Genomic DNA, 25,692 nt, shown 5'->3' with positions numbered 1-25,692 from the left:
AGAGCTTCTGATTCGTTTTGCGAAGAAGGAAGAAGGGTGGCACCACGAGCATACAGCATCGTCCCTTTGTTGGGACGGTGCTTTTTATTTTGCCTTAATATATTTTGACTGATAAAAAATATTGGGAGCAAATTAATTTATAGCTATAGATTAGTTGATTGTAGTGTAGGGCGGCGACTCCAGCGGGAATAGCGTGACGCCTGAGACGCTCGTGTAAGGCCAAGCCCGCGGAAAGCGTCGGCCCGAAACGGAAATCAACGGATTAGGATGACGACACTTTGCTACTCTCAATTAAATAAAAACCTTATAAGGAGGACAACAACATGTCAGAAATGCTCAAATTAACATTCCCGGATGGCGCAGTAAAGGAATTTGCCAAGGGAACATCTACATTAGACGTTGCAGGCTCAATCAGCCCAGGTCTTAAAAAATCAACTTTAGCCGGGAAAATCAACGGCACATTAATCGATGCCAAAACAGGAATCGAACAAGATGGTGCGATCGAAATCATTACTAACAAATCAGACGAAGCGTTAGAAATTCTTCGCCATTCAACTGCCCACTTAACAGCACAGGCAGTAAAACGTCTTTACCCGGATGCAAAATTAGGTATCGGTCCAGTTATCGATTCAGGCTTCTACTATGACATCGATTCACCAACACCGATTACTGCAGAAGATTTACCAGCAATCGAAAAAGAAATGAAAAAAATCATTGCTGAAAACATCGAAATTGAGCGTAAAAACGTTTCTCGTGATGAAGCACAAAAAATATACGAGGAAGTCGGCGACGAATACAAATTAGAACTACTAGAAGCAATACCAGCAGATGACCAAGTATCAATCTATTACCAAGGCGATTTCTTTGACCTTTGCCGTGGTGTACACGTACCATCTACAGGCAAATTAAAAGAGTTCAAATTATTATCATTAGCAGGTGCTTACTGGCGCGGTAACTCAGACAACAAAATGCTGCAACGTATTTACGGTACTGCATTCTTCACTAAAGACGAGTTGAAGCACCACCTTCAAATGCTTGAAGAAGCAAAAGAACGTGACCACCGTAAAATCGGTAAAGAACTGGATTTATTCATGACTAGCCAAACAGTTGGTCAAGGTTTACCACTTTGGTTACCAAACGGTGCAACAATCCGCCGTACTATTGAACGTTATATTGTAGATAAAGAATTATCTTTAGGTTACAAACACGTTTACACACCAGTGCTTGGCTCGAAAAAATTATACGAAACATCAGGACACTGGGAGCACTATCAAGATGGCATGTTCCCGCCAATGGAAATGGACAATGAAACACTTGTTTTACGTCCAATGAACTGTCCTCATCATATGATGGTATTCAAAAACGGTCTGCACTCTTACCGTCACTTACCAATCCGTATCGCAGAACTTGGAACAATGCACCGTTATGAAATGAGTGGTGCCGTATCTGGTCTACAACGAGTACGCGGGATGACTTTAAATGATGCGCACATTTTCGTACGTCCGGATCAAATTAAAGCAGAATTCAAAAAAGTAGTGGAACTGATTTTAGAAGTTTATAAAGACTTTGATCTTAAAGATTTCTCATTCCGTCTTTCTTACCGCGATCCGAACAACACTGAGAAATACTTTGATGACGATCAAATGTGGGAAACTGCACAGGCGATGTTAAAAGAAGCAATGGATGAGCTTGGTTATGATTACTTCATCGCAGAAGATGAAGCAGCATTCTATGGTCCGAAGCTAGACGTTCAAGTAAAAACAGCTATTGGTAAAGAGGAAACATTATCGACTGCACAACTTGACTTCTTATTACCACAACGCTTCGACCTTTCTTACATTGGTGAAGACGGTCAGCCTCAACGCCCAGTTGTTATCCACCGTGGTGTTGTATCGACAATGGAACGATTCGTAGCATTCTTAATTGAAGAATACAAAGGGGCATTCCCGACTTGGTTGGCGCCAGTGCAAGCAACAATTATTCCTGTATCAAACGCAGTGCACTATGATTATGCACGCGAAGTACAAGAAAAATTAGCTGCAGCTGGTATCCGTGTGGAAATGGATGACCGCGAAGAAAAACTAGGTTATAAAATCCGCGAAGCACAAATGCAAAAAATCCCGTACATGCTTGTACTTGGAGATAAAGAAGTTGCGGAAAATGCGGTAAATATCCGCCGTTACGGTTCGAAGGATTCAGAAACAATCAGCTTTGAACAGTTCCTGGCAGACATTACTGCAGAAGTAAAGAAATAATAAAAAAAGAAGGTATCCCGCATAAAATAGGGACGCCTTCTTTTTTATTACCATTCACTAGCGGTAATTTAAGGGTTGCATATTTTAAGTTATAATTTTTTGTCTACATCGATATCATGGTGCAGAGTTGTTGGTGGTACAGGCGGATTCGGTACTTGTCCCATTGGTGCCGGATTATCCAAGAATACAAATTCCCCAGTTCCGTCTGGTGCTGTGCCTTGTGCCCAGGGACCGTTTTTAGATGCTGTACCTTCTGATAAGCTCCATAACTCATAGGCATGCGGTTGAGCTTCCAACTCGTCTTCCGGTGCGAATGAAGCAGGAACGACGAAGCCTTTCTTTTCCTCGAGCTCTTTGATTGCCGCCATCCATTGATATTGGTGATAACGGTCGCGTGCCAGCATTTTTCTAAATACTGTACGTACACCTTCATCTTTTGTCATATGATATAAACGTGCGACTTGTAAACGCCCTTGAGATTCGGCATTTAAGTTTGCGCGGAAGTCTGCTAGCAGGTTACCACTTGCAATAATGTAGCCGGCATTCCATGGTACGCCGTTAGAATCTTTTGGTGTAGCTCCTAAACCGCTAACAATTAAATGTTGCGGATTAATGCCGCCCATAATTGCGTTCATCATTGGATCCTGTGCAATTTTTTGCTGGTCATCCGGTGACGCACCGTCAAGTAATTGACTAATTAAAGAACATAGCATTTCAACGTGACCGATTTCCTCCGTACCGATATCCATTAATAAGTCTTTATATTTTTCTTCGCCACGGCAGTTCCAGCCTTGGAACAAATATTGCATCATGACACTCATTTCACCGAACTGGCCGCCAAGAACTTCTTGAATTTGTTTTGCTAATAACGGATCTGGTTTTTCAACTTTTACCTCAAATTGTAACTCTTTTTGATGTCTGAACATGTTTAAAAATTCCTCCTATCGATAAAATGTTGGTCCCTAATTAGATACCACGAATATTTTGAGTGAAACCCGGAAGTGAAAATTAATTTCATTTATTTTTTAAAGTAAATTAATCATATAAAAATGCTTGACGGTAATTGGATCTCATGTTAAGATTATTTAAGTTATGAATACAAAAGTTTGAAAGTAGAGGCTGCCCGCTTCTCACCTGACAAGTGCTTTTATATAAGTTACGTGCAGGTATTAGAAACGTTGAATTGTTTTACGCATGAATGCGTATGCACATATAGCGGGCGGACATCTCAAATGTCCGTCCTTTTTGTTTGTAAAACAAGAAGAACATATGGACATCACGCAGAGTTGTACCGTTCGACAGGGTTATACTTTACACCAACTCATGTATTCGCGACAAACACTTGGAGGTGGATTAATATTAGCAAAGACATGTATGTAAACGAAGGCATCCGCGCGCGAGAACTTCGTCTAATTGATCACAATGGTGATCAGCTTGGTTTAAAAACGCGTACAGAAGCGTTGGAAATTGCCGCTCGTGCTAACTTGGATCTTGTCCTTGTGGCCCCTCAAGCCAAGCCACCAGTCGCTCGTGTCATGGACTATGGTAAATTTAAGTTCGATCAGCAAAAGAAAGACCGTGAAATTCGTAAAAATTCTAAAGTTATCGTGATGAAAGAGGTTCGCTTGAGCCCGACAATCGATGAACATGATTTTCAAACGAAATTACGTAATGCGATTAAGTTCCTTGAAAAAGGAGATAAAGTTAAAGCTTCAATTCGCTTTAAAGGTCGTGCAATCACACACAAAGAAATTGGTCAGCGTGTGCTAGATCGCTTTGCTGAAGCTTGTGCTGAAGTATCTACGGTTGAACAAAAACCGAAGATGGAAGGCCGAAGCATGTTCTTAGTTCTTCAACCGAAGACAGAGAAATAATACGTATGTAGAAACAAGTTTAGGAGGAAATCGACATGCCAAAAATGAAAACTCACCGTGGAGCTGCGAAACGTTTCAAAAAAACAGGTACTGGTAAATTAAAATTTGACCGTGCTTATGGCTCTCACTTATTCGCTAACAAATCAACTAAAGCAAAACGTCACTTACGTAAAGCAAAAGTTGCAACTTCAGGCGATTTCAAGCGTATCCGTACATTATTAACTTACATGAAATAATCTTGACCGTTTAAAAGATTATTAATAACAAAAATAAAAATTAGCATTCGAAAGAATTAGCAGGAGGTAATTACTATGCCACGCGTAAAAGGCGGAACAGTAACACGCGCTCGTCGCAAAAAAGTTTTAAAATTAGCTAAAGGTTACTATGGTTCAAAACACACGTTATACAAAGTAGCTAACCAAGCAGTAATGAAATCAGGTCAATATGCATACCGTGACCGTCGTCAAAAGAAACGTGATTTCCGTAAATTATGGATCACTCGTATCAATGCAGCTGCTCGCATGAACGGTTTATCTTACTCTCGTTTAATGCACGGCTTAAAAGTAGCAGGTATCGAAGTTAACCGTAAAATGTTAGCTGACTTAGCTGTAACAGATAGCACAGCATTCGCTCAATTAGCTGAAGAAGCTAAAAAAGCAGTAGCTAAATAATTTTAGTATACAATAAAGGCTGATAGGGATTTGCTCCTTATCAGTCTTTTTTTGACTAGGGGGATTCAGATGGGATTAGCAGCAGTTTCATATGTCGCAGTTGTTTCACTCGTACTATGCGTATATATGTACATAGATAAAGAACGCGCTAAAAAGAAGGAATGGCGTATTTCCGAAAGAACACTATTAACATTAGGGGTACTCGGTGGCGCACTTGGCGGTGTTTTAGGGATGTACTTATTTCGTCATAAAACGAAGCATAACCAATTTGCATTTGGCTTTCCTTTACTTGGGGCAATTCATATATTTATACTAGTTCAGCTATTTTAATATGATCTTGGAGCATAGACTAAATTTGTCTGTGCTTTTTTTATGCATAGAAAAAGATTATTCATTTGTTAGATTAGTAGTTGTAATTTATAATAAATTCAGTAAATTCGAAAGCGGGGAGTAATGAAATGAGTAAATACGAAGAGCAATTATCTTATTTACAGAAGCCAAGTGAAGAGGAAATACCGGAAGATATACAGCAACTTTTCGATCAACATGTTGAAAAGCAGCAGAAGCAAAACGGGTTTGTAAATAATTTATTTAAAATTCTTCCATTGAATGCGCTGCAGTATAAAGGATTTTTGGAATTTAAATATTCTCTGTTCAATGAAGAAACAACGTATTTATCATTAGCAGACAAGGAAATGATCGGGCTTGTCGTCTCTTCGACAAATAATTGCAGCTATTGCCTTACTTCACATAGTGATGTCCTTCGGGGGCTAACAAAAAATCCGGGATGGGTTGACCAGTTAACATACAATTACCGCTCCGCAAAACTTACGGAAAAGCAGCGTGCGTTATGTGATTATGCCTACCGTGTAACAAGGTATCCAAATGAAATAACGACAAAAGAAGTTGATTTACTACGTGAAGCGGGTTTTAATGACCATGAAATTTTGGAAGCTGCATATGTTGCCGGATTCTTCAATTATACTAACCGCTGGGTAAGTACGATTGGAGCAGTTGCAAATCCCGGGCATTACGGACATAATCGGTAAACCGGATGCTGCAGTAAAATGCAGCATCCGGTTCTGTTTTAACCAATAAATAATAGGAGCATCATGACAATGCCAAGTGGAGGAAATAGTCGATATTTTAAACGTGTTTTTGCCTGAAGCCACTCGTTTTCCTGAACAGACATTAGTTGAAAAAAAGGAGCTTGTTTAATTTCGTTTAGAATAGAACTTAGGGCAACGTTTAAACCGATAAAAGAAAATATGAGGACGATTGCTTTTGCCCATATTGGAAGAACGAAGAGGAGGGCAATGGCAAGGACAATGAGCTGGACCGGAGATTTCAAGTAATTCAGTTTCCTCAATAATGTTTTGTAAATTAAATTATCGATACGATGGGTACTTAATATTTTATTTTTCGCAAGTAAAATAAGCGGCTGTTTTGTCTTCGCTGGCATATAATAACGCATTTCCAAGCTAAATTGATACAGGTGCTTCATCCACCGGTAAAAGGCTTCGTATTCCCAGCGGGTTTCGATTGTCCAGTAACGATTGCTTAGTACGGTATTTAATAAAAGTAAGTGAGCAGCAAGAAGCAATAGGGAAAATACCCAAAATGGTAAAATGGCAAGGTTAAATATAATGAGTGCATGAATAATAAATAGTAACGGCCATTTTGTAAACCACTTTTGACATTTATACTGTATAAATATATGGAGTACGCTTATTATATTCAAAGCGAAAAGTACTTCCCAAAATGGTAGTACAAGAAAAGGTGAAGCGAGCAATAATAGTATAATAAGAACAAAGTTAAAAAATATAAATGAATAACTATAACCAAATAGTTTAATCTGATGAATTTTCCTTCCTTGCTGCTTATAAAATAGCAAATCAGCATCGTATACAAAGAGACGTACGGATGATTTTACTAGGAAAAAGCTTAATCCAAATAACAGAGTGAGTAAGAAATTTTGCTGAAGCTCGATTACCTGAAAATTAACAGCGAAATCGCGATATAAGAAAAAGCCGATAATGATACTAGGTACTACAAGGTATAGAAGGACTGTCCAATCTGTGATTGATTTAATAAGGTTAAAATTAAATTGATATGAGCGATAAAGGCGTTTTGCAAACATAGTTATAACCTGCCTTGAAATTCATAAAAGATATCTAGTAAAGAAATAGGTAGTCCAATCATTTGCTGAAGTTCGCTCAATGATCCTTTAGCCTGGATTTTACCTTCGTGGAGGAGAATGTAATGATCACAAAGCATTTCAGCCATTTCTAATTGGTGTGTGCAAAGTAAAAAAGCGGCACCTTGTTGTTTGCGTTCTTCGATTAAAACGAGCAGTTCCCGCATAGCTCGCGGATCAAGTCCCATGAAGGGCTCATCCAATATGTAAAGTGGTCTTTCACCTAAAAATGCCAATACAAGCATAACTTTTTGCTGCATCCCTTTTGAAAAGTATATCGGCAAATCATCCAGTCGCTGGTCAATTTGAAAGAGAGTTAGTAACTGATCTGCTTTATCCCAAAGTGTTTTGTCTTTATATTCATCGATTAAAAATTGAAGGTGCTCACGAAGTGTAAAATGTTCGTATAATAATGGCCGTTCAGGTACATAACCGTAGGAGGGGATGGTGATTGTCCCTTCAAAATAAGGAATAACACCAAGCATTGATTGAATTGTAGTACTTTTACCGGCTCCGTTTCCCCCAATTAAACCAGTAATAGTTCCAGGCTGCATTGAAAAATCAATTTGCTCAATGCTTGATTGATTTACAATATAACCTGCTTTCTTAATATTAATTTCCATAATATTTCACCTCATCCATTTATACGGATATATATGAAAAAGGTTTCAAACATAAAAGCGAACCGTACAATCATACGGTTCGCTGTCCCCAGTTAGTCTTTCATCAGTTTTTCTATCGGATTTTTCCAATTAATCGAGGCGTTTGGATAATTCATGAGAATCTCGTTTTCCAAATACATAAAATCCTCTTTTGTAAACCCTTGAAGTTTCATCGCATCATGGACAAAGACGAAAATACTTACGACTTCAAATGCATTGTCCGTCGTACCTAAATATTTTTCTCCTTCAAATAAAGCCCCCTTATACGATATGAAAAAGTTTTTCCGAATGTTTTTCACATCATCATAAAAATAATATTGTCCATTTTCATAGGCCTCATCCAATTTACGCTTTGGGTCGATTAAGTAGCGTACCCCTCTGTAAAATATGTAAATGATGAGAAGGATGATGGCAATTCGTAACAATAAAGCCATGAAACTTCCTCCTTGCTTACGGTGATTCCCTCCTATACGATTGAGTAGTATAAAAAGTTTCATTTTATTTTGAAAAAGAGGGATGTTTTGATGCAATTTCGTCAATTATTTGAAAAGCAACGGCAGCTAGACCAATTTATTGAAGAAAACCAACAAGTACAAAAAGATGTATTTGCCGAAAAAGGCCTCGCATTATTAGTTGAGCTAAGTGAATTGGCCAATGAAACACGCTGTTTCAAGTTCTGGTCAACGAAGGGGCCATCAAAAAGAGCTGTTCTTTTGGAGGAGTATGTCGACTCGGTCCACTTTATGCTCTCACTAGGAAATATGCGCGGTTTTCTGCTAGAAGAATGGCCCTTTTTAAAGGTTAAGCAAGAGTTAACAGAAACCTTCCTGAATGCGACACAGACTATCCTGACCTTTCTGCAGCACCAAACAGAAGAAAATTACAGGGCGATGTGGGAACAATACAGCATAATTGCCTACAACCTGGATTTTTCAATTGATGATGTTTTGCATGCATATGAATTAAAAAATGAGAAGAATTATGAACGGCAACGAAATGGCTATTAAATTACATAATGCCGAGAAACTATTTCACATTTCGAAATATTGTCGCTATAATAAAGATGAGTAATTATTAGGGGGAAAACCGACATGACAAAGCTTGATGCAACATTACAAATGTTCAAAGATTTAACAGATGCAAACGGTATACCAGGAAATGAACGTGCACCACGTGAGGTGATGAAAAAGTATATCGCACCTTATGCAGATGAGGTGGAAACAGATAACTTAGGAAGTTTAATCGCAAAAAAAACAGGCGATGAAAACGGTCCGAAAATTATGGTTGCGGGTCACTTGGATGAAGTTGGTTTCATGGTTACACGCATTGATGATAAAGGGTTTGTCTTCTTCCAGACAGTAGGCGGCTGGTGGAGCCAAGTAATGCTTGCCCAACGTGTGACAATTACAACACGTAAAGGGGAAGAAATTATTGGTGTGATCGGATCAAAGCCACCACATATTTTACCGGCAGATGTTCGAAACAAAGTAGTCGATATTAAATCAATGTTCGTTGATATCGGTGCCGCATCAAAAGAAGAAGCAATGGAGTGGGGCGTACGTCCAGGCGATATGATTACACCATATTTCGAATTCAATGTAATGAAAAATGAAAAGCATCTATTAGCGAAAGCATGGGATAACCGTATTGGCTGTGCGATTGCGATTGATGTACTGAAAGCATTAAAAGATGAAAAGCATCCGAACATTGTGTATGGTGTCGGGAATGTACAGGAAGAAATCGGCCTTCGCGGTGCGAAAACTTCTACATTTAAAGTACAGCCGGATATCGGTTTTTCTGTAGATGTTGGTGTTGCTGGCGATACGCCGGGCGTGACACCGAAAGAATCGACTTCAAAAATGGGCGCAGGTCCACAAATTGTCGTATATGATGCATCAATGGTATCTCATACAGGTTTACGTGAATTTGTCCTTGATGTAGCTGAAGAAGCGGGCATTCCATACCAGTTCGAAGCAATGGCTGGCGGCGGTACGGATGCAGGAAGTATTCACATTACAGCAAACGGTGTACCATCATTGGCAATTGGTGTTGCAACACGCTATATTCACTCACATGCAGGAATTTTACATCGTGATGATTATGATAATGCGGTTAAATTAATTGTAGAAGTGATTAAACGATTAGACCGTGACACAGTAAATAAAATTACATTTGAATAATATATAAACTGCAGATAGAACAATTATTAGCAGCTTAATATTATAATATGAAAAAATATCCATTTCCTTATAAGGAAATGGATATTTTATTTTAACATACCTCCTTTAACTACCAACCTCTTATGTCTCTGTAAATTCCGCAACCCGACCTATTTTCTTAATAAAAATAAGTACTTTTTGAATATTTGACTATAATTTGGAAATAATGAATTCATTAATCAGCAAAACATAGAGTAGGCGAAAAATATAATTTTAGATAAATGGGGGAAGCTTATGTTTTTTGAAAAAAAGAATAAAAAGGCAACGTTCAAAAAACAAACAGGAGATTTAACAAGGCCTTCAAAAGATAAGGGTGAAAAACAATCTACTTCATCAACTTCCGAAGTAACTACCAAAACGGATGATTGGCAACCCATTTCCGATTCAACTGATGTTTTTATAAAAAAAGTAAAAGAGCAAATTCATTCACCGGCTGATTTAGTAATTCGATATGTAACAGATTCAATTACTATTTTGTATATCGATAACTTAATAAAAGAAGATATATTGAACGGTAAAATATTACCTGTTCTGCAGAATATACAAGAAGGAACACCGAGTAGTATCCATAGTCAGTTACCTTTACCACAAGTAAACGTGGAAAATAAATTAAATCAAAGTATCGATACTATGTTAACAGGCGCTGTTATGATTCATGTGGCGGGACATGCACTGGTCACTATGGTCCTCATTCCAGCAAGAGAATCACGGGGGTTGTCTGCACCTGAAAATGAATCGCAAGTTATCGGGTCGCAAGTGGGGTTTAATGAAAGTCTCTCCACAAATATCTCGCTTGTTCGACGGTTTATTTTAAGTAAAAATCTTAGTAATGAAAAATTAAAGGTAGGGAATCAGACCAATACATCGCTCTCTATACTTTATATAGATGGTGTTGCATCAGAACAAAATGTAAATACTGTCCGACAAAGAATACAGGCTCTTGATATTGAAGATTTAATTGATAGTGCGGAACTGGCAGAATTAATCGATGACAGCTCCCTGTCTATTTTCCCTCAGATGTTATTAACGGAGCGCCCCGATCGATTTTGCGATGGTTTATTGGGTGGGAAAATAGGCATTCTTGTTGATGGCAGTTCGATGGGAATACTTTGCCCTTACTCATTTATTGAGTTTTTTCAAAGTAGAGAAGATAAAAACTTGCGTTGGCCAATAGCAACATTTGTAAGATTGTTACGGTTTTTGGCTATTTTTATCTCAATTTTTTTTACCCCGATGTATGTAGCATCATTAACTTTCCATTATGAAGTAATTCCACAGCCCCTTTTAGTGCCGCTTAGTGAATCAAGAGCCAGAGTACCGTTTCCTCCAATACTAGAGGCACTTTTCCTGGAACTGATTATGGAGTTGCTTCGTGAGGCTGGGGCAAGATTACCGACAAAAATAGGCCAAACAATTGGGATTGTCGGCGGGATTGTACTTGGTACAGCGGCAGTGGAGGCAGGAATTACGAGTAATATTCTTATTATTATTGTCGCTCTATGTGCGCTATCTTCCTTTATTACACCGAGTTATATGATGGGGAATGTTATTCGATTGCTTCGCTTTCCAATCATCATTTTAGCTGGGTTTTGGGGTTATTATGGGATAATGCTTGCCCTTTGTGTTCTGTTGATTCATCTATTACGACAAACAAGCTTAGGTGCTCCTTATATGGCACCGTTTTATCCACCTAGACTTAAAGACTTGGGTGATAGCCTAGTTCGTCTGCCATACCCGTTTATTATTCGAAAATCGCCAAATTCGAGAGTGGAAAACCCGGATTATTCAAAAAAACGTGTAAATCTTAAGGGTGACAAGGAGAAGGTGAAAGAGTGAAGAAAATGCTGCAAATTAATCCCACTCAAACATTCAATGCCCCTCTTCTCTTTTTCATCATTTCTTCTGCTCAAATAGGTGTAGGAGTTCATGGATTTCAAAGCATTATCTATAAAGATGCAAAACAAGATGCCTGGATTTCCATCATTATTAGTTTTATTGCAGCACATTTTATTGTCTTTATAATTTTTAAAACGCTGGAATTGTACGAATCAAATGACATTTATGGAGTGAATTTGGATTTATTCGGTAAATACTTAGGGAATTTAATTAATTTGACTTATATTTTATATTGCGGTATGTCATATTTTGCCATTATTAAAAATTATACAGATGTTATTAATACATGGGTATTTCCAGGCTTAAGTTCTTCGTTTATTACAATTACACTGCTTATAACTGTAAGTTATGCATTCACGGGCGGCCTAAGAGTAATAATTGGAGTTTGTTTTTTTAGCTTTTTTTTAAGTCTCTGGATTTTAATTGTACTGTTATTTCCTATTGAATATTCGAATGTTAATTACCTTTTGCCTGTACTAGACAATGATTTTATAAGTCTACTCAAAGGAGCGTACTCTATGACGCTTACGATTGTAGGTTTTGAAATAATTAATACGGTTTATCCATATGTCAAAGAAAAGAATAAGGCGCAAAAATTTGTACATTTTGGATTGCTGTTTACATTGGCTATTTATTTGTTTGTTATGTTGGTTACATTAACATTTTTTAGTGGGGAACAGCTTGAGAAAACGATTTGGGCAACATTATCATTATTCAGCATTGTCCGTTTGCCATTTCTTGAACGGATTGAACTGATAACGGTCTGTTACTGGATGATGATAATCTTGCCGAACCTTTGTTTATTTGCATGGTCTGCTTATAGGGGGGTTAGCCGAATAATAAATATAACCGATAAGAAATTTATTATTATTTTCTCCCTTTTTATATTTATAGCATCGTTGATTGTGGAGACACGGTTTGAGATTAATACATTCAACAACTATTTTGGGTACTACGCATTTTATATCGTATTTGCTTACCCTGTCTTATTATATTTCATTGCTCTCCTAAAGAAAAAAGTCTTTAAACGACAAGCGAGAAGGGAATGAAGGAGCTGACTACGTTTAAAAAACTGATTTTGCTGTTCGCCTGTATTATTGTTTTGGTAGGTTGTGCAGAACAGAAAATTCTTGAAAGAATCAGTTTAACAACATTGGTAGGCTTTGATTTAGCTGATGAGGATAAGTTGGCCGCCATTGCTGTTATCCGACAAATTAATCCGGATTTAGAAAGTAAAATTGAACTGCAATCTGCAACTGCATTAACAAGTAGGGGGGCACGTTCAAAAATTGATTTAAAAACATCGAAGACTATTGGCTCAGGGCAATTACGGGTTGTGTTATACGGTGAAGAGCTGGCTAAAGTAGGTTTAAATGAGAACATTCATATCTTAAAAATGAATTCCGAAATCAGCAATGCAACATATATAGCTTCTGTGGAAGGGGATTTGAACGAACTATTAGAGTATAAGTATGAAAATATATCTGATCTTGGACAACATATTTATCAATTAATTAAATATAATGTAGACAAGCAGTATATTATTTCATCGACTCTCCATGAAATCAACAGAGATAAACTATCATTTATAGATAGTTATTCCATGCCGATATTAGAAAGAGAAGAAAATAATATCAAAATATCTGGTATAGCTTTTTTTAACGAAGGGAAAATAGTCGGCAAACTCCCGGCAGAGGAAGCAATTTATATATTGATGGTTAAAGGGAAGACTCATAATGGAACGCTTGAAATGGAAATACCTATAACAACATTGGAAAAATCCCCCCCTGATTCCTCGGAAGGACTACCAATAGCCATTGACTCTATAAATTCAAAGCGGAAGATTAAACTAGTAGATTCGGCAGTGCCTGAATTCAATTTGACGATTAAAATTGAATGTCGGTTATTGGAAGTTGATTCAGATGTGAGCATGGATAATCCGAGCATCATTCATAAACTTGAGAAAGAAATCAACAAGAAAATTGAAAGTGAAATTAATCAAATTATAGACTATAGCCATGAAATCAATACCGATATATTCCAGTTTGGCGAATATTATAAAGCACAGAATCGAAATGCGGATATTGATAAAAAAAAGTGGGATGAAATGTTTTCCGAAATGAAAGTGAACGTTACAGTAAATACTACAATTATACGCGATGGTGTGTTTCAATAGATCTCTATAAATGAATCAATTTGGGAAATGTTTTTAGAGGATGGCCTGGAACAGGGGACTTTATGAATACAGCCGGAAATAGTTGTAGAAGGGTTTGAAGGAAAAAAGAAGAATAGCTAATGGCACGGCGTTTTCAGAAGTTTGGACGAGAAAAGTAGCTATATTAAAATGTACTGGAGAAGGCATTCAAGAAAAGATGAATGAGTTTAGCAGTTATCAAACGACGAATTTTACTGTGACTTACATTATATATGAAAGTTTGTATTAGTGTCTGCAGTGAATATGATGAAGGAATTGTGCATCGTATGCTGAAACCTGCTGTACAATCGCCATTAAAATAAGCGAAAACCATTAATTTTCCGATTGTCAGGAAAGTTAATGGTTTTTTGTTTATTTTACATCATGTAGGGCAGTAAGCTTTGTTTCAATTGAGTTCGTTAAATCAGACGTCGCTTTAGGTACGAAACTTTCCAAAACAGGGTTGATCATCATCCCCATAAAACCGCCAGCAGATAAATCCAGGCTGCCTGTTACTTGAGCGGACTCGTTATTGCCGGTTGCAATGTTAAAGTAGCCGTTCCCATCAAAGTTGTCGGACAAACCTTTTATGTTAAATTTTACATCAGTCGGTTCAACAGAATCAGTTATATCTACTTGAAGAATAATCTTTTTTTTCGTGAACCCTAAATCTGCAAGTAAAGTCCAAGTGAACTGCGTATCATGTATTGCTTCGTGCTCGATATAACCTGGAATTAATGGAGCCCAATTATTATAGTTCTTTAGAAAATTCCATATTATCTCATTAGATAATGGTAATTCCACTGTGTGGATCGCGTGCGGCATAATGATTCCTCCTAAATCAGTGATAGAGTAAATTATTTCCAAAATGTACTGCTGTAAATAGTATGCTTAAAAATGAATTAGAATTCAATAAAAATCGAATATCTTCTCCAAAAAACATAAAATATATCCTTCAAGTGAATTATTTCATCGTTCATGAATAAGTCTAATTATTGTACAATTTTATTAATTTAAATAATTTATAATAATTCACTTGATTTTATATTTATTCATTTGTATAATAAAACCAACATAAAGCTCACAGAGGTGTGTAATGATGAAATTATTAGAAGAGGTGCAATTAAAGCCTGTTGAAAGTTTACAAGGAAAAGACTTATTAACATTGCTTGACTATACGAGTGAAGAAGTGAAGCAACTGCTTGAACTTGCTACACAGTTGAAAATAATTACAAAAGCGGGCAAATGTCCACGATTATTGGAAGGTAAGACACTTGGCATGATCTTTGAAAAAAGTTCAACGCGTACACGTGTATCATTTGAAGTAGGCATGCAGCAGCTTGGCGGATATGGAATGTATATGAATGCTCGCGATATGCAAATTGGCCGTGGTGAACCAATATCTGATACAGGAAGAGTATTATCAGGTTATTTAGACGGAATCATGATCCGTGCCAACTCCCATACAATGGTTGAAGAATTGGCTGATAACGCCTCGATTCCGGTCATTAATGGGTTAACGGACCTTGATCATCCATGTCAGGCATTAGCTGACCTTGAAACAATTGCCGAAAATAAAGGGGAATTGAAAGGATTAAAAATCGCTTATGTAGGTGATGGCAATAATGTAGCACATGCGCTTATCGCTGCAGCAGCACATGTTGGTATGCATGTAGCAGTTGCAACACCACCAGGATATGAATGTGATAAACGTTTTATTGAAAAAGCACAAATGATCGCTTCTCGTAACGGCAGTACTATTGTTGTAACAAATGACCCAGTGGCAGCTGTTACAGATGCAGATGCGGTTTACGCAGATGTATGGACATCAATGGGGCAGGAAGAAGAAACACTAAAGCGACTGAAGGATTTTGAAAAGTATCAGATCAATGATGAATTGGTTGCCCATGCAAAGCCGGATTATATGTTCCTTCATTGTTTACCGGCACATCGAGAGGAAGAAGTTGCGACGTCAGTTATTGACGGCCCAAATTCTTATATATTTGAGCAAGCAGAAAATCGCCTGCATGCCCAAAAAGCAGTTTTAGTATCTTTATTGGCGTAAAATCAGTAACAAGCATTTGGTATTGTACTACGGGTTGTAGTCGCCGCTGCGAACAATGCATTATTTATGGGCAGGAAGGGCAAATAAATAATGTAGTAGTTCAACATGAATAACAATGGGAGACGCTGTGACGATTCATGAAGTACTACAAGTGATGTCTGTATTCAAGATGGAATGCCCCATCACTACATAGAAAAAGCAATCCGGGAGACGCTGGATTGCTTTTTTGTATGGAGTCATACTTGAATGATGGATGGTTATGCTTAATGTTAGCTGACAAACTGCTTTGCCAGTTTTTGCGAAAATTCGCTTCGCTCGCTTTCGCTTGCACCATTCCACCATTTTTCCAGAAATACACCAAGGCCAGGAAGTAAATGCTCCTCGCCACGTGCAATGGCATCATTGACGATATCCTGAAATTCAGCGGCATCTGAGCCCGTTACATTGGCAGTAATTGCTTGTCTAATTTGAAAATCCATATGAAACCTCCTTTTCCCATACTTTGTTCAAAATAATAAACTTTATACATGGCATTGCGTTATGGATTACAAAATAATTGTGATAGAATATACAATCGAGTACGGAAAAAAGGACGGGAAATAATGAAAAGAATTGAATCGACACAAAATGCACTAGTGAAGCATTGGAAAAAGCTTGTTACACAACGTAAAGAGCGAGAAAAAACAGGAGAGTATATTGTAGAAGGCTTTCATTTAGTGGAAGAAGCGTTAAAGCATAAAGACCAAATCGTCCAGATTATTGTGCGTGATGGTGTTGATCTACCTTTATTATGGGCAATAGATGAAGTAGTATTAGTCCATGTAAATGAGGCAGTATCAAAAGAAATTGCGGAAACTGAAAATTCCCAAGGGGTATTTGCCCATTGTAAGCAGCGCCAAATTTCCGAAGATGAACAATTTGATTGGAAAAAAGTACTGTTAGTCGATGCGGTTCAAGATCCGGGAAATATCGGCACGATGATCCGAACGGCAGATGCAGCAGGAATTGATGCAGTTGTGTTAGGGAAAGGCAGTGTCGATGCATTTAATCCAAAATCATTGCGTTCTGCACAAGGCTCTCATTTCCATATTCCTGTTGTACGTGGCGACTTGATGGAATGGGTAGAAAACCTGCAGGCTGACGGTATCCGTGTATTTGGCACTTCATTGGATGAATCGATTTCATACAAAAAAGTGGAACCGAGTGATTCATTTGCTTTAATTGTGGGTAATGAAGGAAGTGGTATCAATCCACAAATATTGGCAAAAACAGACCAAAACATCATCATTCCTATATTAGGCGGGGCAGAATCACTGAATGTTGCGGTGGCAACAGGAATTTTATTGTATGCATTTGTAAAATAAACAGGAAAACTTAAAGGTGGGATTTTGTAAGTAAGTACTTATAAAATCCTATTTCTTTTAAAATATTAGGTAAAAAGTGGAAATAAAGCCCATAAAATGAAACGTATTGAGCTTTCTGATTAGTCCCAAAATATGAACTTTAACGAGTTCATAGAAATGTCATTTTTGAAATGAAGGTAACTTTTAGCTCGAAATCGCTTTATTTTACTGCGTTTGCCGTCATTATTTTAAAATATTAAAAAAGAATTGCTCGTAAATTGGGAGAAATAAGGGTTTTTTCCAATTTGATGTTTTGACACTTATTTGATGTTTAACTAAAATCTAAGTAGGTTAGACAGACGCCTTAAGTTATCACAATAAAAAAATAAAATAATGCTTTTTAAAATAGTGTGCAAACTGTTAATTATGGGATTCAATTTAAAGGTTCTAAATGGTGATGGATTGATGGTCTGACTATTTGCCACTATATGCATAGTGTAAATGGTAAAAAGTGAAAATATTCATTCGATGTCGCACTATCGTCATTATTTTATTTTCGCTCTCACATGAAAGCGCTTAAGCAAAATCTAACAAGCTTTATTTAATTGGAAAGGAGTCCAACTATGAAAGTAAATATGAAGGGAACATTACTCTCTTTCATGGGACTAGGTGCTATTCTTTTAGCAGGCTGTAACGATAAGTTAGCAGTTCTTGATCCTAAAGGTCCTCAAGCTCAAAGACAAGCCGATGACACAATGTTATTAATTTACTTAATGTCAGGGATTGTTTTAACAGTATTAGCAATTTTGGTGTTTATGTTATTTAAATACCGTGCATCAAAACAAAGTCCAGATTACGAGCCACCGCATATTCATGGCCACTGGCTTGTAGAAACATTTATGATTGGTATTCCTGTAATCATCGTTATTTTCTTATCATTTGTTTCAGTTAAGAGTAACTACATTGTTGAGAGTGTTCCTCAAGAATATGAGGATCAGGAACCTTTAGTTATTTATGCTTCATCATCTAACTGGAAATGGCACTTCAGCTATCCGGAACAAGATATTGAAACAGTAAACTACCTATACATTCCTGCTGGACGTGCAGTTGAATTTAAACTTTACTCTTATGGTCCAATTACAAGTTTCTGGATTCCGCAACTTGGCGGTCAGAAATATGCAATGGCAGACATGGTAACAACATTACACTTAGCTGCTGACAACCCAGGCGAATTCTGGGGACGTAACGCGAACTTCTCAGGTCGTGGTACTGCAGAAAACATTTTTGATGTAACAGCTTTAACTCAAACAGAATTTGATGAATGGGTAACAGAAGTTCATGAAACGGCTGCTCCATTAACAGAAGAGAAGTTTGATGAATTATTAGAGCCAGGTCATCTTGGTAAATCAACTTACACTGGTACACATCTAGAGTTCTCACCAGCTCCGGAACACAACCATGAATCTTCAGACGAAGAAAAAGAGGATGAAGAGGACCATTCTTCACACTAATTTTTGAAAGTAACAACTTTTCGAAAGGAGTACTACTATGTCGGAATTCTTTGCACAGTTTGCAGTTCCACACCCAAGCACATTAATTTATATCGCAATGGCTTCTATAGTTTTAGGGTCAATCGCGTTAGTAGCGATCGTTACTTATTTTAAATTGTGGGGCTACTTATGGCGTGAATGGATTACAACTGTTGACCATAAAAAAATCGGTATCATGTATTTAATCACTGCTTTAGTTATGCTTTTCCGCGGCGGTGTCGATGCCGTAATGATGCGTTTACAGCTAGCTATTCCAGAAAACGGTTTCTTAGACGCTCAGCACTATAACGAAGTATTTACAACTCACGGAGTAGTCATGATTTTATTCATGGCAATGCCATTCATTACATTCTTCTTTAACTTTTTAGTACCTTTACAAATCGGGGCACGTGACGTTGCGTTCCCACGTTTGAACAACTTGGCATTCTGGTTATTCTTCATGGGTATGGGATTATTCAATATCTCATTCATCGTTGGGGGATCTCCTGATTCTGGATGGACTTCATATTTCCCATTAGCGGATAATGAATTCAGTACATCAGTTGGTACAAACTATTACATGCTGGCACTTCAAATTGCGGGTCTTGGTACGTTAATGACAGGTATTAACTTCATTACGACTATCATGAAAATGCGTGCTCCAGGCATGACATTATTTAAAATGCCAATGTTCACTTGGTCAGCACTTATTGCAAACTTAATTATCGTATTCGCGTTCCCAGTATTAACAGTAGCATTAGCTATGGGTACAATGGACCGTCTATGGGATACTAAATTCTTTGCTATCGGTGACGGTGGTATGGACATGCTTTGGGCCAACCTATTCTGGGTTTGGGGTCACCCTGAAGTATATATCTTAATTTTACCGGCATTCGGTATTTTCTCTGAAGTAATTTCGACATTCGCACGTCGTAACTTATATGGTTACACGTCAATGGTTTGGTCAATGATCTTAATTTCAGTATTCTCGTTCGCTGTATGGACTCACCACTTCTTTACTATGGGTCAAGGTGCATTCACGAACTCGATCTTCTCGATCACAACAATGGCAATTGCGATCCCAACAGGGGTTAAAATTTTCAACTGGTTATTTACACTTTATAAAGGGAAAATTGTTGTTACAACACCAATGTTGTATGCATTACACTTCATTCCTTTATTCACATTAGGTGGTGTAACAGGGGTTATGCTTGCGATGTCAGCAGCGGACTACCAATACCACAACACAATGTTCTTAGTAGCTCACTTCCATAACGTAATCATCCCTGGTGTTGTTTACGCGATGTTAGCAGGTTTAACATTCTACTGGCCGAAAATGTTCGGTTTCATGTTAAATGAGCGTCTAGGTAAAGCAACTGTTTGGGTAATGTCAACAGGTTTCGTACTATCATTCATTCCAATGTATATCACTGGTTTAGATGGTCAAGCACGTCGTATGTACACATACTCTGACGCAGCTGGATTCAGTACATTAAACATGGTATCGTTTATCGGTGCCGGAATCATGTCTGTTTCATTCTTAATGCTAGTATGGAACATTTGGTACAGTTTCAAAAACTCTCCACGCGACATCGGTTCAGATCCATGGGATGCACGTGGTCTTGAGTGGGCGACACATACGCCAATTCCACACTATAACTTTGCAATTACTCCAGACGTAACTGATGCAACTTCAGAAGCATTCTGGGATTCTAAGAAAAACGGCGTTAAGTTATTCAAAGGTGAAATTAAAGATATTCACATGCCAAATAACTCAGGTCAAACATTTATCTTATCAGTATTCTTCTTCATCGGTGGTTTCGCTCTAGTATTCAGTATGTTTACTTTAGCTATCATCAGCTTAATCGGTATTTTAGCTTGTATGGGTTACCGTTCACTAGAAGACGACCATGGCTACCATATCCATAAAGAAGAAGTTGAGTTAATCGAGAAAAAATATGAAAAAGAAGGAGGTGCGAAATAATGGGTAAAGTTAATAACAATGTTCCATTGGAATATTCAACAGAGGAAAATAACCTGAAAATCTTCGGGTTCTGGACTTTCCTAGGTGCGGAAATTATGTTATTCGGTACATTATTCGCATCATACTTTGTTCTTTCGGGTCGTACAGGTGACGGTCCGACTGCAGCTGAGATTTTCGAAATCGGTCCAGTACTTGCAGAGACATTCATTCTTTTAACATCAAGTTTTACAATCGGTTTAGCTATTCATGCAATGCGTCTTGGCAGTAAAAAAGCGACATTGTCATTTATGGGTATTACATTATTACTTGGTGCAGCGTTCATTTCTGTAGAAATTTATGAATTTGTACACTATGTACATGTTGGTGCAGGTATTACAACTAGTGCCTTCACATCTGCTTTATTAACAACGTTAGGAACACACGGTCTTCACGTAACGTTTGGTTTATTCTGGGGAATCTTCATTATGATCCAAATTGCCAAGCGCGGACTTAACTCAGTAACAGCAGGGAAAACATTTGTATTCTCACTATACTGGCACTTCCTGGATGTTGTTTGGATCTTCATCTTCAGTTTCATTTACTTGAAAGGAATGATGTAATCTATGGCTAAGTTCTTCCCAATAGGCCAAATTATGGGCTTCGTATTTTCACTGATTTTAACAGTGATTGCAATGCTTGTTTACTTCACAGATATGTCATTCACAACTGGAATGGTTATCCTTTTAGTGACAGCATTCATTCAAGCAGGTTTACAGTTTATTGTCTTCATGCACGCTGGTGAAACAAATGACAAGTGGGCTATCTACTCGAACATCGTATACGGAATCGGTTTAGTAGTATTGACTGTTTTAGGTTCTTTATTAATCCTTCTTTGGGATATGTAATGATGAAAAACGCTCCAGCTAGTTGATAAATGTACGAAAATACATTAAACTAGTTGGAGAATATATTACGAAATGCGTTGACCGGGAAGAGTAGGTATACACCATTTGTTTTAGGGAATGCAAGCCAATGACTGAAAGCTTGCTAACAAATTGTATAGTGAAGTTCACCCCGCGAGCAGCATCCGGGATCCACTTGTGGTGAAAGGATTGCCGGCTAGACATAGTCGTTAGCTCCAATGAAGTGATTGCTTTTTGCAATAACTAGGGTGGTACCGCGAAACTCGTCCTCGTCCCTTTCTTAGGGGGCGAGGATTTTTTATTTTCACAAATGGTGATTATTATAGTGCGTATATGTAAATTTGTTAAAGCAACAGGTTCAAACCAGGCACTATGACACTGGATTTTATTAAGGAGGACTTTGTAAATGGAACAACAATTAAAGCAATTGGAACAAGAAGCATTAGCTAAAATTGCCGATGCAGCTGACTTAAAAGCATTAAATGACGTTCGTGTTGCGTACTTAGGTAAAAAAGGACCGATCACGGATTTATTAAAAGGAATGGGGAAACTTTCTGCAGAAGAACGTCCGAAAATGGGTGCCCTAGTTAACACTGTACGTGAAAATGTAACAGCCGAACTTGAGAAAAAGGTTGCTGTTTTAGAAGAAGCTGCAATTTTAGCGCAGCTTGAAAACGAGTCAATCGATGTGACGTTACCAGGTGCAAAAGTACGTGCAGGAAACCGTCACTTGTTAACACGTGTAATCGAAGAAATCGAAGACCTGTTTTTAGGTATGGGCTACGAAATCGTAGAAGGACCTGAAGTAGAAAAAGACTACTATAACTTTGAAGCTATGAACTTGCCTAAAGGTCACCCGGCCCGTGACATGCAGGATTCATTCTATATTTCAGAAGAAACATTATTGCGTACACATACTTCTCCAGTTCAGGCACGTACAATGGAAGCCAAAAAAGGCGAACCGATTCGTGTGATTTGCCCAGGTAAAGTATTCCGTCGTGACACAGATGATGCGACACACTCTCACCAATTCATGCAAATTGAAGGTCTTGTAATCGGGGAAAATATCCGCATGTCTGACCTAAAAGGAACTCTTGATGCATTGGCCAAGAAAATGTTTGGAGCAGAACGCGAAATCCGCCTTCGACCATCATTCTTCCCATTCACAGAGCCTTCTGTAGAAGTTGACGTATCTTGTCATAAATGTTCAGGTAAAGGCTGTAATGTATGTAAGCAAACTGGCTGGATTGAAATTTTAGGTGCTGGTATGGTACACCCGAACGTACTTGAAATGGCTGGCTACGATTCAACTAAGCTTTCAGGTTTCGCTTTCGGTATCGGTGCAGAACGTATCGCAATGTTAAAATACGGTGTGGATGATATTCGTCATTTCTATACAAATGACACACGCTTCTTATCACAATTCCACCAGGCAGAAGTGTAAGAAGGAGGACAATATAAATGTTAGTTTCATTAAAATGGTTAAGTCAATATGTAGACATTTCTTCATTGGAAGCAAATGTATTAGCAGAAAAAATTACGCGTGCAGGGATTGAAGTAGATGCAGTAATTGACCGTTCACAAGGTATGACAAATGTTGTTGTTGGTCATGTTGTGTCTAAAGAAAAACACCCGGAAGCTGATAAATTAAATGTATGCCAAGTTGATGTTGGGGAAGAAGAGCTTCAGCAAATCGTATGTGGTGCACCAAACGTCGATGCAGGTCAAAAAGTCATCGTAGCGCGTCCAGGAGCAAAATTACCAGGCGGCATTAAAATTAAAAAAGCGAAATTACGCGGCCAAGAATCAAACGGGATGATTTGTTCACTTCAAGAATTGGGCATTGAAGGCCGTCTTGTACCAAAAGCTTATGCTGAAGGGATTTATGTACTGCCAGCTGATACAACTCCAGGTGCCGATGCATTAGATGTTTTAGGCTTACGTGATACAGTACTTGAGCTTGGTTTAACACCGAACCGTTCGGATGCAATGAGCATGCTTGGCGTTGCTTATGAAGTGGCAGCGATTTTATCTCAAGATGTAAAATTACCGAAAATCGATTATACTGCTTCAGCGGAAGAAGCGGCAGATGTATTAAAATTAACGGTAGAAGATAAAGAAGCAAACCCAATGTACGCAGCGAAGGTTGTAAAAAACATTGAAGTAAAAGAATCTCCATTATGGTTGCAACATGCGCTTATGTCTGCAGGTGTACGTCCACATAATAATGTAGTCGATATTACAAACTACGTATTAATGGAATACGGTCAACCATTACATGCATTTGACTACGATAAATTAGCAACTGGTGAAATCGTAACGCGTATGGCTCGTGATGGCGAAGTGATGACGACGCTTGATGATCAGGAGCGTAAATTAGCAAGCCACAATCTTGTCATTACAAATGGTCAAGAAGCAGAAGCGGTTGCAGGTGTCATGGGCGGTGCTAAATCAGAAGTGTCCAATTCTACTACGACAGTAGTAATCGAATCAGCTTACTTCAACCCGGCATCTGTGCGTCGTACTTCAAAAGAAATCGGCTTACGTTCGGATTCTTCTGCACGTTTTGAAAAAGGTGTAGATCCGAACCGTGTCCTTCCTGCAGCAGAACGTGCAGCACAATTACTTGCTGAATTAGCAGGAGGAGAAGTATTGGAAGGTACAGTGCTAGTAGATGAGCTTGATAAAACGCCAGCTCGTGTTGTAGTATCACCTGACTTTATTAACGGCCGTTTAGGCATGAAAATTTCTTTAGAGGATATGCTTTCTATTTTAGAGCGTTTAAAATTTGATGTGGAAGCGGCAAATGGTTTATTAATCATTGATGCGCCTACAAGACGTCAGGATATTAAAATTCCAGAAGATATCGTTGAAGAAATTGCACGTATGTATGGCTACGATGAGATCCCTGTAAGCCTACCAGCGAGTGAACAAGTTGGCCGGTTAACGCCATATCAAGCAGGACGCCGTATCGTACGCAATGTAATGGAAGGTGCCGGTCTTTATCAAGCGGTAACTTACTCATTAACTTCAGCAGCGCACGCTCAAAAGTTTGCATTAAAAGCTGAGGAGACAACAAAGTTATTAATGCCTATGTCTGAAGAACGCTCTACACTACGCCAAAGCTTAATTCCCCACTTAGTAGAGGCAGCAAGTTATAACGTAGCTCGTCAAGCGGAAACAGTAGCATTATACGAAATCGGATCAGTTTTCCTTGGACAAACAGCTGAGGAACTTCCATTTGAAGAAGAACACTTAGCGCTTGTATTAACTGGTAAATGGATTGATAATACTTGGCAGGGCGAGAAGAAAAATGTTGATTTCTTCGTTGCAAAAGGTATTGTTGAAGCGGTATTTGCTAAATTAGGCTTAACATCTCGCGTAAGCTATGTAAAAGCGCAAGTAGACGGCTTACATCCTGGCCGTACAGCTGATGTATTATTAGATGGCGAAAAAGTGGGTGTCATTGCCCAGCTTCATCCGCAAGAACAAAAAGCATTTGATGTAAAAGAAACATATGTAGCCGAACTGAACTTAAATGCCATTTTAAGTGCAACACAAGAAGAGCTTGTTTATTCTATGATTCCGCGCTTCCCGGCTATGAGTCGTGATATCGCATTAGAATTGGATGTAGCAGCTCCAGCCGGTGAAATTGTGAGCATTATTAAAGGTGCCGGAACTTCTTTACTGAAAGAAGTAAAAGTATTTGATGTTTATGCAGGGGAGAAAATGACGGCTGGTAAAAAATCAGTAGCCTTCTCATTAACATACTTCGACCCAGAGCGTACATTAACAGACGAAGAAGTAGTAGCAGCACATAATAAAGTACTAAAAGCATTGGCAGCAGCTGGTGCAGAAGTACGCTAATTTAACGATAATAAAACCCGAATGGTTTAATGAC

At 38.2% G+C, this 25,692-nt stretch carries 25 protein-coding genes and 1 other annotated feature; of the genes, 19 read left to right on the top strand and 6 right to left on the bottom strand.

Features of this window, described 5'->3' with window-relative positions:
* The first annotated feature begins 323 nt into the window (after window positions 1-323).
* Window positions 324-2,255 carry a threonine--tRNA ligase gene (gene thrS, locus MHB58_RS14130; RefSeq protein ID WP_340735451.1) on the top strand — a complete coding sequence of 644 codons (1,932 nt, stop codon included), beginning with the start codon at window positions 324-326 and terminating at the stop codon, window positions 2,253-2,255.
* Window positions 2,256-2,344: 89 nt separating this feature from the next.
* On the opposite strand, the gene MHB58_RS14125 is transcribed toward thrS, so the two are convergent.
* Entirely contained in the window at window positions 2,345-3,181 is an 837-nt protein-coding gene (locus MHB58_RS14125; protein WP_065215521.1) for a manganese catalase family protein, read from the bottom strand.
* A gap of 444 nt (window positions 3,182-3,625) precedes the next feature.
* Here MHB58_RS14125 and infC point away from each other — a divergent pair, with 444 nt between their 5' ends.
* From infC to MHB58_RS14100, 5 genes are all read left to right on the top strand, one after another.
* Window positions 3,626-4,129, top strand: coding sequence for a translation initiation factor IF-3 (infC, locus tag MHB58_RS14120; RefSeq protein WP_039967350.1), 504 nt, complete (start codon window positions 3,626-3,628; stop codon window positions 4,127-4,129).
* 35 nt (window positions 4,130-4,164) lie between these two features.
* Complete coding sequence (gene rpmI, locus MHB58_RS14115; RefSeq protein ID WP_008407727.1) at window positions 4,165-4,365, top strand: 50S ribosomal protein L35; 201 nt, start codon at window positions 4,165-4,167, stop codon at window positions 4,363-4,365.
* A 75-nt stretch (window positions 4,366-4,440) separates the two neighbouring features.
* Window positions 4,441-4,800 carry a 50S ribosomal protein L20 gene (gene rplT, locus MHB58_RS14110; RefSeq protein WP_008407725.1) on the top strand — a complete coding sequence of 120 codons (360 nt, stop codon included), beginning with the start codon at window positions 4,441-4,443 and terminating at the stop codon, window positions 4,798-4,800.
* Between the two features lie 69 nt (window positions 4,801-4,869).
* Complete coding sequence (locus MHB58_RS14105) at window positions 4,870-5,130, top strand: DUF1294 domain-containing protein (RefSeq protein ID WP_008407723.1); 261 nt, start codon at window positions 4,870-4,872, stop codon at window positions 5,128-5,130.
* A gap of 128 nt (window positions 5,131-5,258) precedes the next feature.
* Window positions 5,259-5,849 (top strand): peroxidase-related enzyme, encoded by a 591-nt coding sequence (locus MHB58_RS14100; protein WP_340735450.1) that lies wholly within the window; start codon window positions 5,259-5,261, stop codon window positions 5,847-5,849.
* 38 nt (window positions 5,850-5,887) lie between these two features.
* On the opposite strand, the gene MHB58_RS14095 is transcribed toward MHB58_RS14100, so the two are convergent.
* From MHB58_RS14095 to MHB58_RS14085, 3 genes are all read right to left on the bottom strand, one after another.
* The gene (locus MHB58_RS14095) at window positions 5,888-6,940 is read right to left on the bottom strand and encodes an ABC transporter permease (protein ID WP_065215522.1); all 1,053 of its coding nucleotides are present in this window, start codon (window positions 6,938-6,940) and stop codon (window positions 5,888-5,890) included.
* A gap of 2 nt (window positions 6,941-6,942) precedes the next feature.
* A complete protein-coding gene (locus tag MHB58_RS14090) occupies window positions 6,943-7,620 on the bottom strand; it encodes an ABC transporter ATP-binding protein (protein WP_340735449.1) in 678 nt (225 codons plus the stop codon).
* 92 nt (window positions 7,621-7,712) lie between these two features.
* Complete coding sequence (locus MHB58_RS14085) at window positions 7,713-8,093, bottom strand: hypothetical protein (protein ID WP_008407719.1); 381 nt, start codon at window positions 8,091-8,093, stop codon at window positions 7,713-7,715.
* Between the two features lie 90 nt (window positions 8,094-8,183).
* Between MHB58_RS14085 and MHB58_RS14080 the strand changes: the two genes are divergently transcribed.
* From MHB58_RS14080 to MHB58_RS14060, 5 genes are all read left to right on the top strand, one after another.
* Entirely contained in the window at window positions 8,184-8,666 is a 483-nt protein-coding gene (locus tag MHB58_RS14080; protein WP_340735448.1) for a dUTP diphosphatase, read from the top strand.
* A gap of 84 nt (window positions 8,667-8,750) precedes the next feature.
* On the top strand, window positions 8,751-9,839 hold the full coding sequence (locus tag MHB58_RS14075; protein ID WP_065215525.1) for a M42 family metallopeptidase: 1,089 nt from the start codon (window positions 8,751-8,753) through the stop codon (window positions 9,837-9,839).
* Window positions 9,840-10,112: 273 nt separating this feature from the next.
* Entirely contained in the window at window positions 10,113-11,714 is a 1,602-nt protein-coding gene (locus MHB58_RS14070) for a spore germination protein (protein WP_340735447.1), read from the top strand.
* Window positions 11,715-11,719: 5 nt separating this feature from the next.
* Window positions 11,720-12,823 (top strand): GerAB/ArcD/ProY family transporter, encoded by a 1,104-nt coding sequence (locus MHB58_RS14065; protein WP_340735906.1) that lies wholly within the window; start codon window positions 11,720-11,722, stop codon window positions 12,821-12,823.
* On the top strand, window positions 12,820-13,950 hold the full coding sequence (locus tag MHB58_RS14060) for a Ger(x)C family spore germination protein (RefSeq protein ID WP_065215527.1): 1,131 nt from the start codon (window positions 12,820-12,822) through the stop codon (window positions 13,948-13,950). The genes MHB58_RS14065 and MHB58_RS14060 overlap by 4 nt, the downstream gene beginning before the upstream one ends.
* 390 nt (window positions 13,951-14,340) lie before the next feature.
* Here the strand turns inward: MHB58_RS14060 and MHB58_RS14055 are convergent, their stop codons facing one another.
* Window positions 14,341-14,793, bottom strand: a complete 453-nt coding sequence (locus MHB58_RS14055) for a CoxG family protein (protein WP_065215528.1) — start codon at window positions 14,791-14,793, stop codon at window positions 14,341-14,343.
* Between the two features lie 274 nt (window positions 14,794-15,067).
* Here MHB58_RS14055 and argF point away from each other — a divergent pair, with 274 nt between their 5' ends.
* Window positions 15,068-16,033 (top strand): ornithine carbamoyltransferase, encoded by a 966-nt coding sequence (gene argF / locus MHB58_RS14050; RefSeq protein ID WP_041865704.1) that lies wholly within the window; start codon window positions 15,068-15,070, stop codon window positions 16,031-16,033.
* Between the two features lie 269 nt (window positions 16,034-16,302).
* Here argF and sspI read toward each other — a convergent pair whose 3' ends face one another.
* Window positions 16,303-16,512, bottom strand: a complete 210-nt coding sequence (sspI, locus tag MHB58_RS14045; protein WP_008407703.1) for a small acid-soluble spore protein SspI — start codon at window positions 16,510-16,512, stop codon at window positions 16,303-16,305.
* A 123-nt stretch (window positions 16,513-16,635) separates the two neighbouring features.
* On the opposite strand from sspI, the gene MHB58_RS14040 reads away from it, so the two are divergent.
* From MHB58_RS14040 to pheT, 7 genes are all read left to right on the top strand, one after another.
* Window positions 16,636-17,397, top strand: a complete 762-nt coding sequence (locus tag MHB58_RS14040) for a TrmH family RNA methyltransferase (protein WP_014823147.1) — start codon at window positions 16,636-16,638, stop codon at window positions 17,395-17,397.
* 602 nt (window positions 17,398-17,999) lie between these two features.
* On the top strand, window positions 18,000-18,887 hold the full coding sequence (qoxA, locus tag MHB58_RS14035; protein WP_008407700.1) for a cytochrome aa3 quinol oxidase subunit II: 888 nt from the start codon (window positions 18,000-18,002) through the stop codon (window positions 18,885-18,887).
* A gap of 37 nt (window positions 18,888-18,924) precedes the next feature.
* Window positions 18,925-20,889 (top strand): cytochrome aa3 quinol oxidase subunit I, encoded by a 1,965-nt coding sequence (qoxB, locus tag MHB58_RS14030; protein WP_014823148.1) that lies wholly within the window; start codon window positions 18,925-18,927, stop codon window positions 20,887-20,889.
* Window positions 20,889-21,488, top strand: coding sequence for a cytochrome aa3 quinol oxidase subunit III (qoxC, locus tag MHB58_RS14025; RefSeq protein ID WP_014823149.1), 600 nt, complete (start codon window positions 20,889-20,891; stop codon window positions 21,486-21,488). The genes qoxB and qoxC overlap by 1 nt, the downstream gene beginning before the upstream one ends.
* Window positions 21,489-21,491: 3 nt before the next feature.
* On the top strand, window positions 21,492-21,773 hold the full coding sequence (gene qoxD / locus MHB58_RS14020; RefSeq protein WP_008407695.1) for a cytochrome aa3 quinol oxidase subunit IV: 282 nt from the start codon (window positions 21,492-21,494) through the stop codon (window positions 21,771-21,773).
* A gap of 68 nt (window positions 21,774-21,841) precedes the next feature.
* Window positions 21,842-22,071, top strand: a binding site (T-box leader).
* A gap of 126 nt (window positions 22,072-22,197) precedes the next feature.
* Entirely contained in the window at window positions 22,198-23,235 is a 1,038-nt protein-coding gene (pheS, locus tag MHB58_RS14015; protein WP_014823150.1) for a phenylalanine--tRNA ligase subunit alpha, read from the top strand.
* A 17-nt stretch (window positions 23,236-23,252) separates the two neighbouring features.
* Window positions 23,253-25,658, top strand: a complete 2,406-nt coding sequence (pheT, locus tag MHB58_RS14010; RefSeq protein ID WP_340735446.1) for a phenylalanine--tRNA ligase subunit beta — start codon at window positions 23,253-23,255, stop codon at window positions 25,656-25,658.
* Window positions 25,659-25,692 lie beyond the last annotated feature (34 nt).

The organism is Solibacillus sp. FSL K6-1554 (genome assembly GCF_038005185.1).
GTDB classification, from domain to species: Bacteria; Bacillota; Bacilli; order Bacillales_A; family Planococcaceae; genus Solibacillus; species Solibacillus silvestris.
The sequence above is the reverse complement of the archived record's forward strand: the minus strand, read 5'-3'. Positions and strand labels throughout refer to the sequence as shown.

Bases quoted from the DNA above. Each gene is read 5' to 3' on its own strand.
- thrS (WP_340735451.1), top strand. From the start codon at position 324: ATGTCAGAAATGCTCAAATTAACATTCCCGGATGGCGCAGTAAAGGAA.
- MHB58_RS14125 (WP_065215521.1), bottom strand. From the start codon at position 3,181: ATGTTCAGACATCAAAAAGAGTTACAATTTGAGGTAAAAGTTGAAAAA.
- infC (WP_039967350.1), top strand. From the start codon at position 3,626: ATGTATGTAAACGAAGGCATCCGCGCGCGAGAACTTCGTCTAATTGAT.
- rpmI (WP_008407727.1), top strand. From the start codon at position 4,165: ATGCCAAAAATGAAAACTCACCGTGGAGCTGCGAAACGTTTCAAAAAA.
- rplT (WP_008407725.1), top strand. From the start codon at position 4,441: ATGCCACGCGTAAAAGGCGGAACAGTAACACGCGCTCGTCGCAAAAAA.
- MHB58_RS14105 (WP_008407723.1), top strand. From the start codon at position 4,870: ATGGGATTAGCAGCAGTTTCATATGTCGCAGTTGTTTCACTCGTACTA.
- MHB58_RS14100 (WP_340735450.1), top strand. From the start codon at position 5,259: ATGAGTAAATACGAAGAGCAATTATCTTATTTACAGAAGCCAAGTGAA.
- MHB58_RS14095 (WP_065215522.1), bottom strand. From the start codon at position 6,940: ATGTTTGCAAAACGCCTTTATCGCTCATATCAATTTAATTTTAACCTT.
- MHB58_RS14090 (WP_340735449.1), bottom strand. From the start codon at position 7,620: ATGGAAATTAATATTAAGAAAGCAGGTTATATTGTAAATCAATCAAGC.
- MHB58_RS14085 (WP_008407719.1), bottom strand. From the start codon at position 8,093: ATGGCTTTATTGTTACGAATTGCCATCATCCTTCTCATCATTTACATA.
- MHB58_RS14080 (WP_340735448.1), top strand. From the start codon at position 8,184: ATGCAATTTCGTCAATTATTTGAAAAGCAACGGCAGCTAGACCAATTT.
- MHB58_RS14075 (WP_065215525.1), top strand. From the start codon at position 8,751: ATGACAAAGCTTGATGCAACATTACAAATGTTCAAAGATTTAACAGAT.
- MHB58_RS14070 (WP_340735447.1), top strand. From the start codon at position 10,113: ATGTTTTTTGAAAAAAAGAATAAAAAGGCAACGTTCAAAAAACAAACA.
- MHB58_RS14065 (WP_340735906.1), top strand. From the start codon at position 11,720: ATGCTGCAAATTAATCCCACTCAAACATTCAATGCCCCTCTTCTCTTT.
- MHB58_RS14060 (WP_065215527.1), top strand. From the start codon at position 12,820: ATGAAGGAGCTGACTACGTTTAAAAAACTGATTTTGCTGTTCGCCTGT.
- MHB58_RS14055 (WP_065215528.1), bottom strand. From the start codon at position 14,793: ATGCCGCACGCGATCCACACAGTGGAATTACCATTATCTAATGAGATA.
- argF (WP_041865704.1), top strand. From the start codon at position 15,068: ATGAAATTATTAGAAGAGGTGCAATTAAAGCCTGTTGAAAGTTTACAA.
- sspI (WP_008407703.1), bottom strand. From the start codon at position 16,512: ATGGATTTTCAAATTAGACAAGCAATTACTGCCAATGTAACGGGCTCA.
- MHB58_RS14040 (WP_014823147.1), top strand. From the start codon at position 16,636: ATGAAAAGAATTGAATCGACACAAAATGCACTAGTGAAGCATTGGAAA.
- qoxA (WP_008407700.1), top strand. From the start codon at position 18,000: ATGAAAGTAAATATGAAGGGAACATTACTCTCTTTCATGGGACTAGGT.
- qoxB (WP_014823148.1), top strand. From the start codon at position 18,925: ATGTCGGAATTCTTTGCACAGTTTGCAGTTCCACACCCAAGCACATTA.
- qoxC (WP_014823149.1), top strand. From the start codon at position 20,889: ATGGGTAAAGTTAATAACAATGTTCCATTGGAATATTCAACAGAGGAA.
- qoxD (WP_008407695.1), top strand. From the start codon at position 21,492: ATGGCTAAGTTCTTCCCAATAGGCCAAATTATGGGCTTCGTATTTTCA.
- pheS (WP_014823150.1), top strand. From the start codon at position 22,198: ATGGAACAACAATTAAAGCAATTGGAACAAGAAGCATTAGCTAAAATT.
- pheT (WP_340735446.1), top strand. From the start codon at position 23,253: ATGTTAGTTTCATTAAAATGGTTAAGTCAATATGTAGACATTTCTTCA.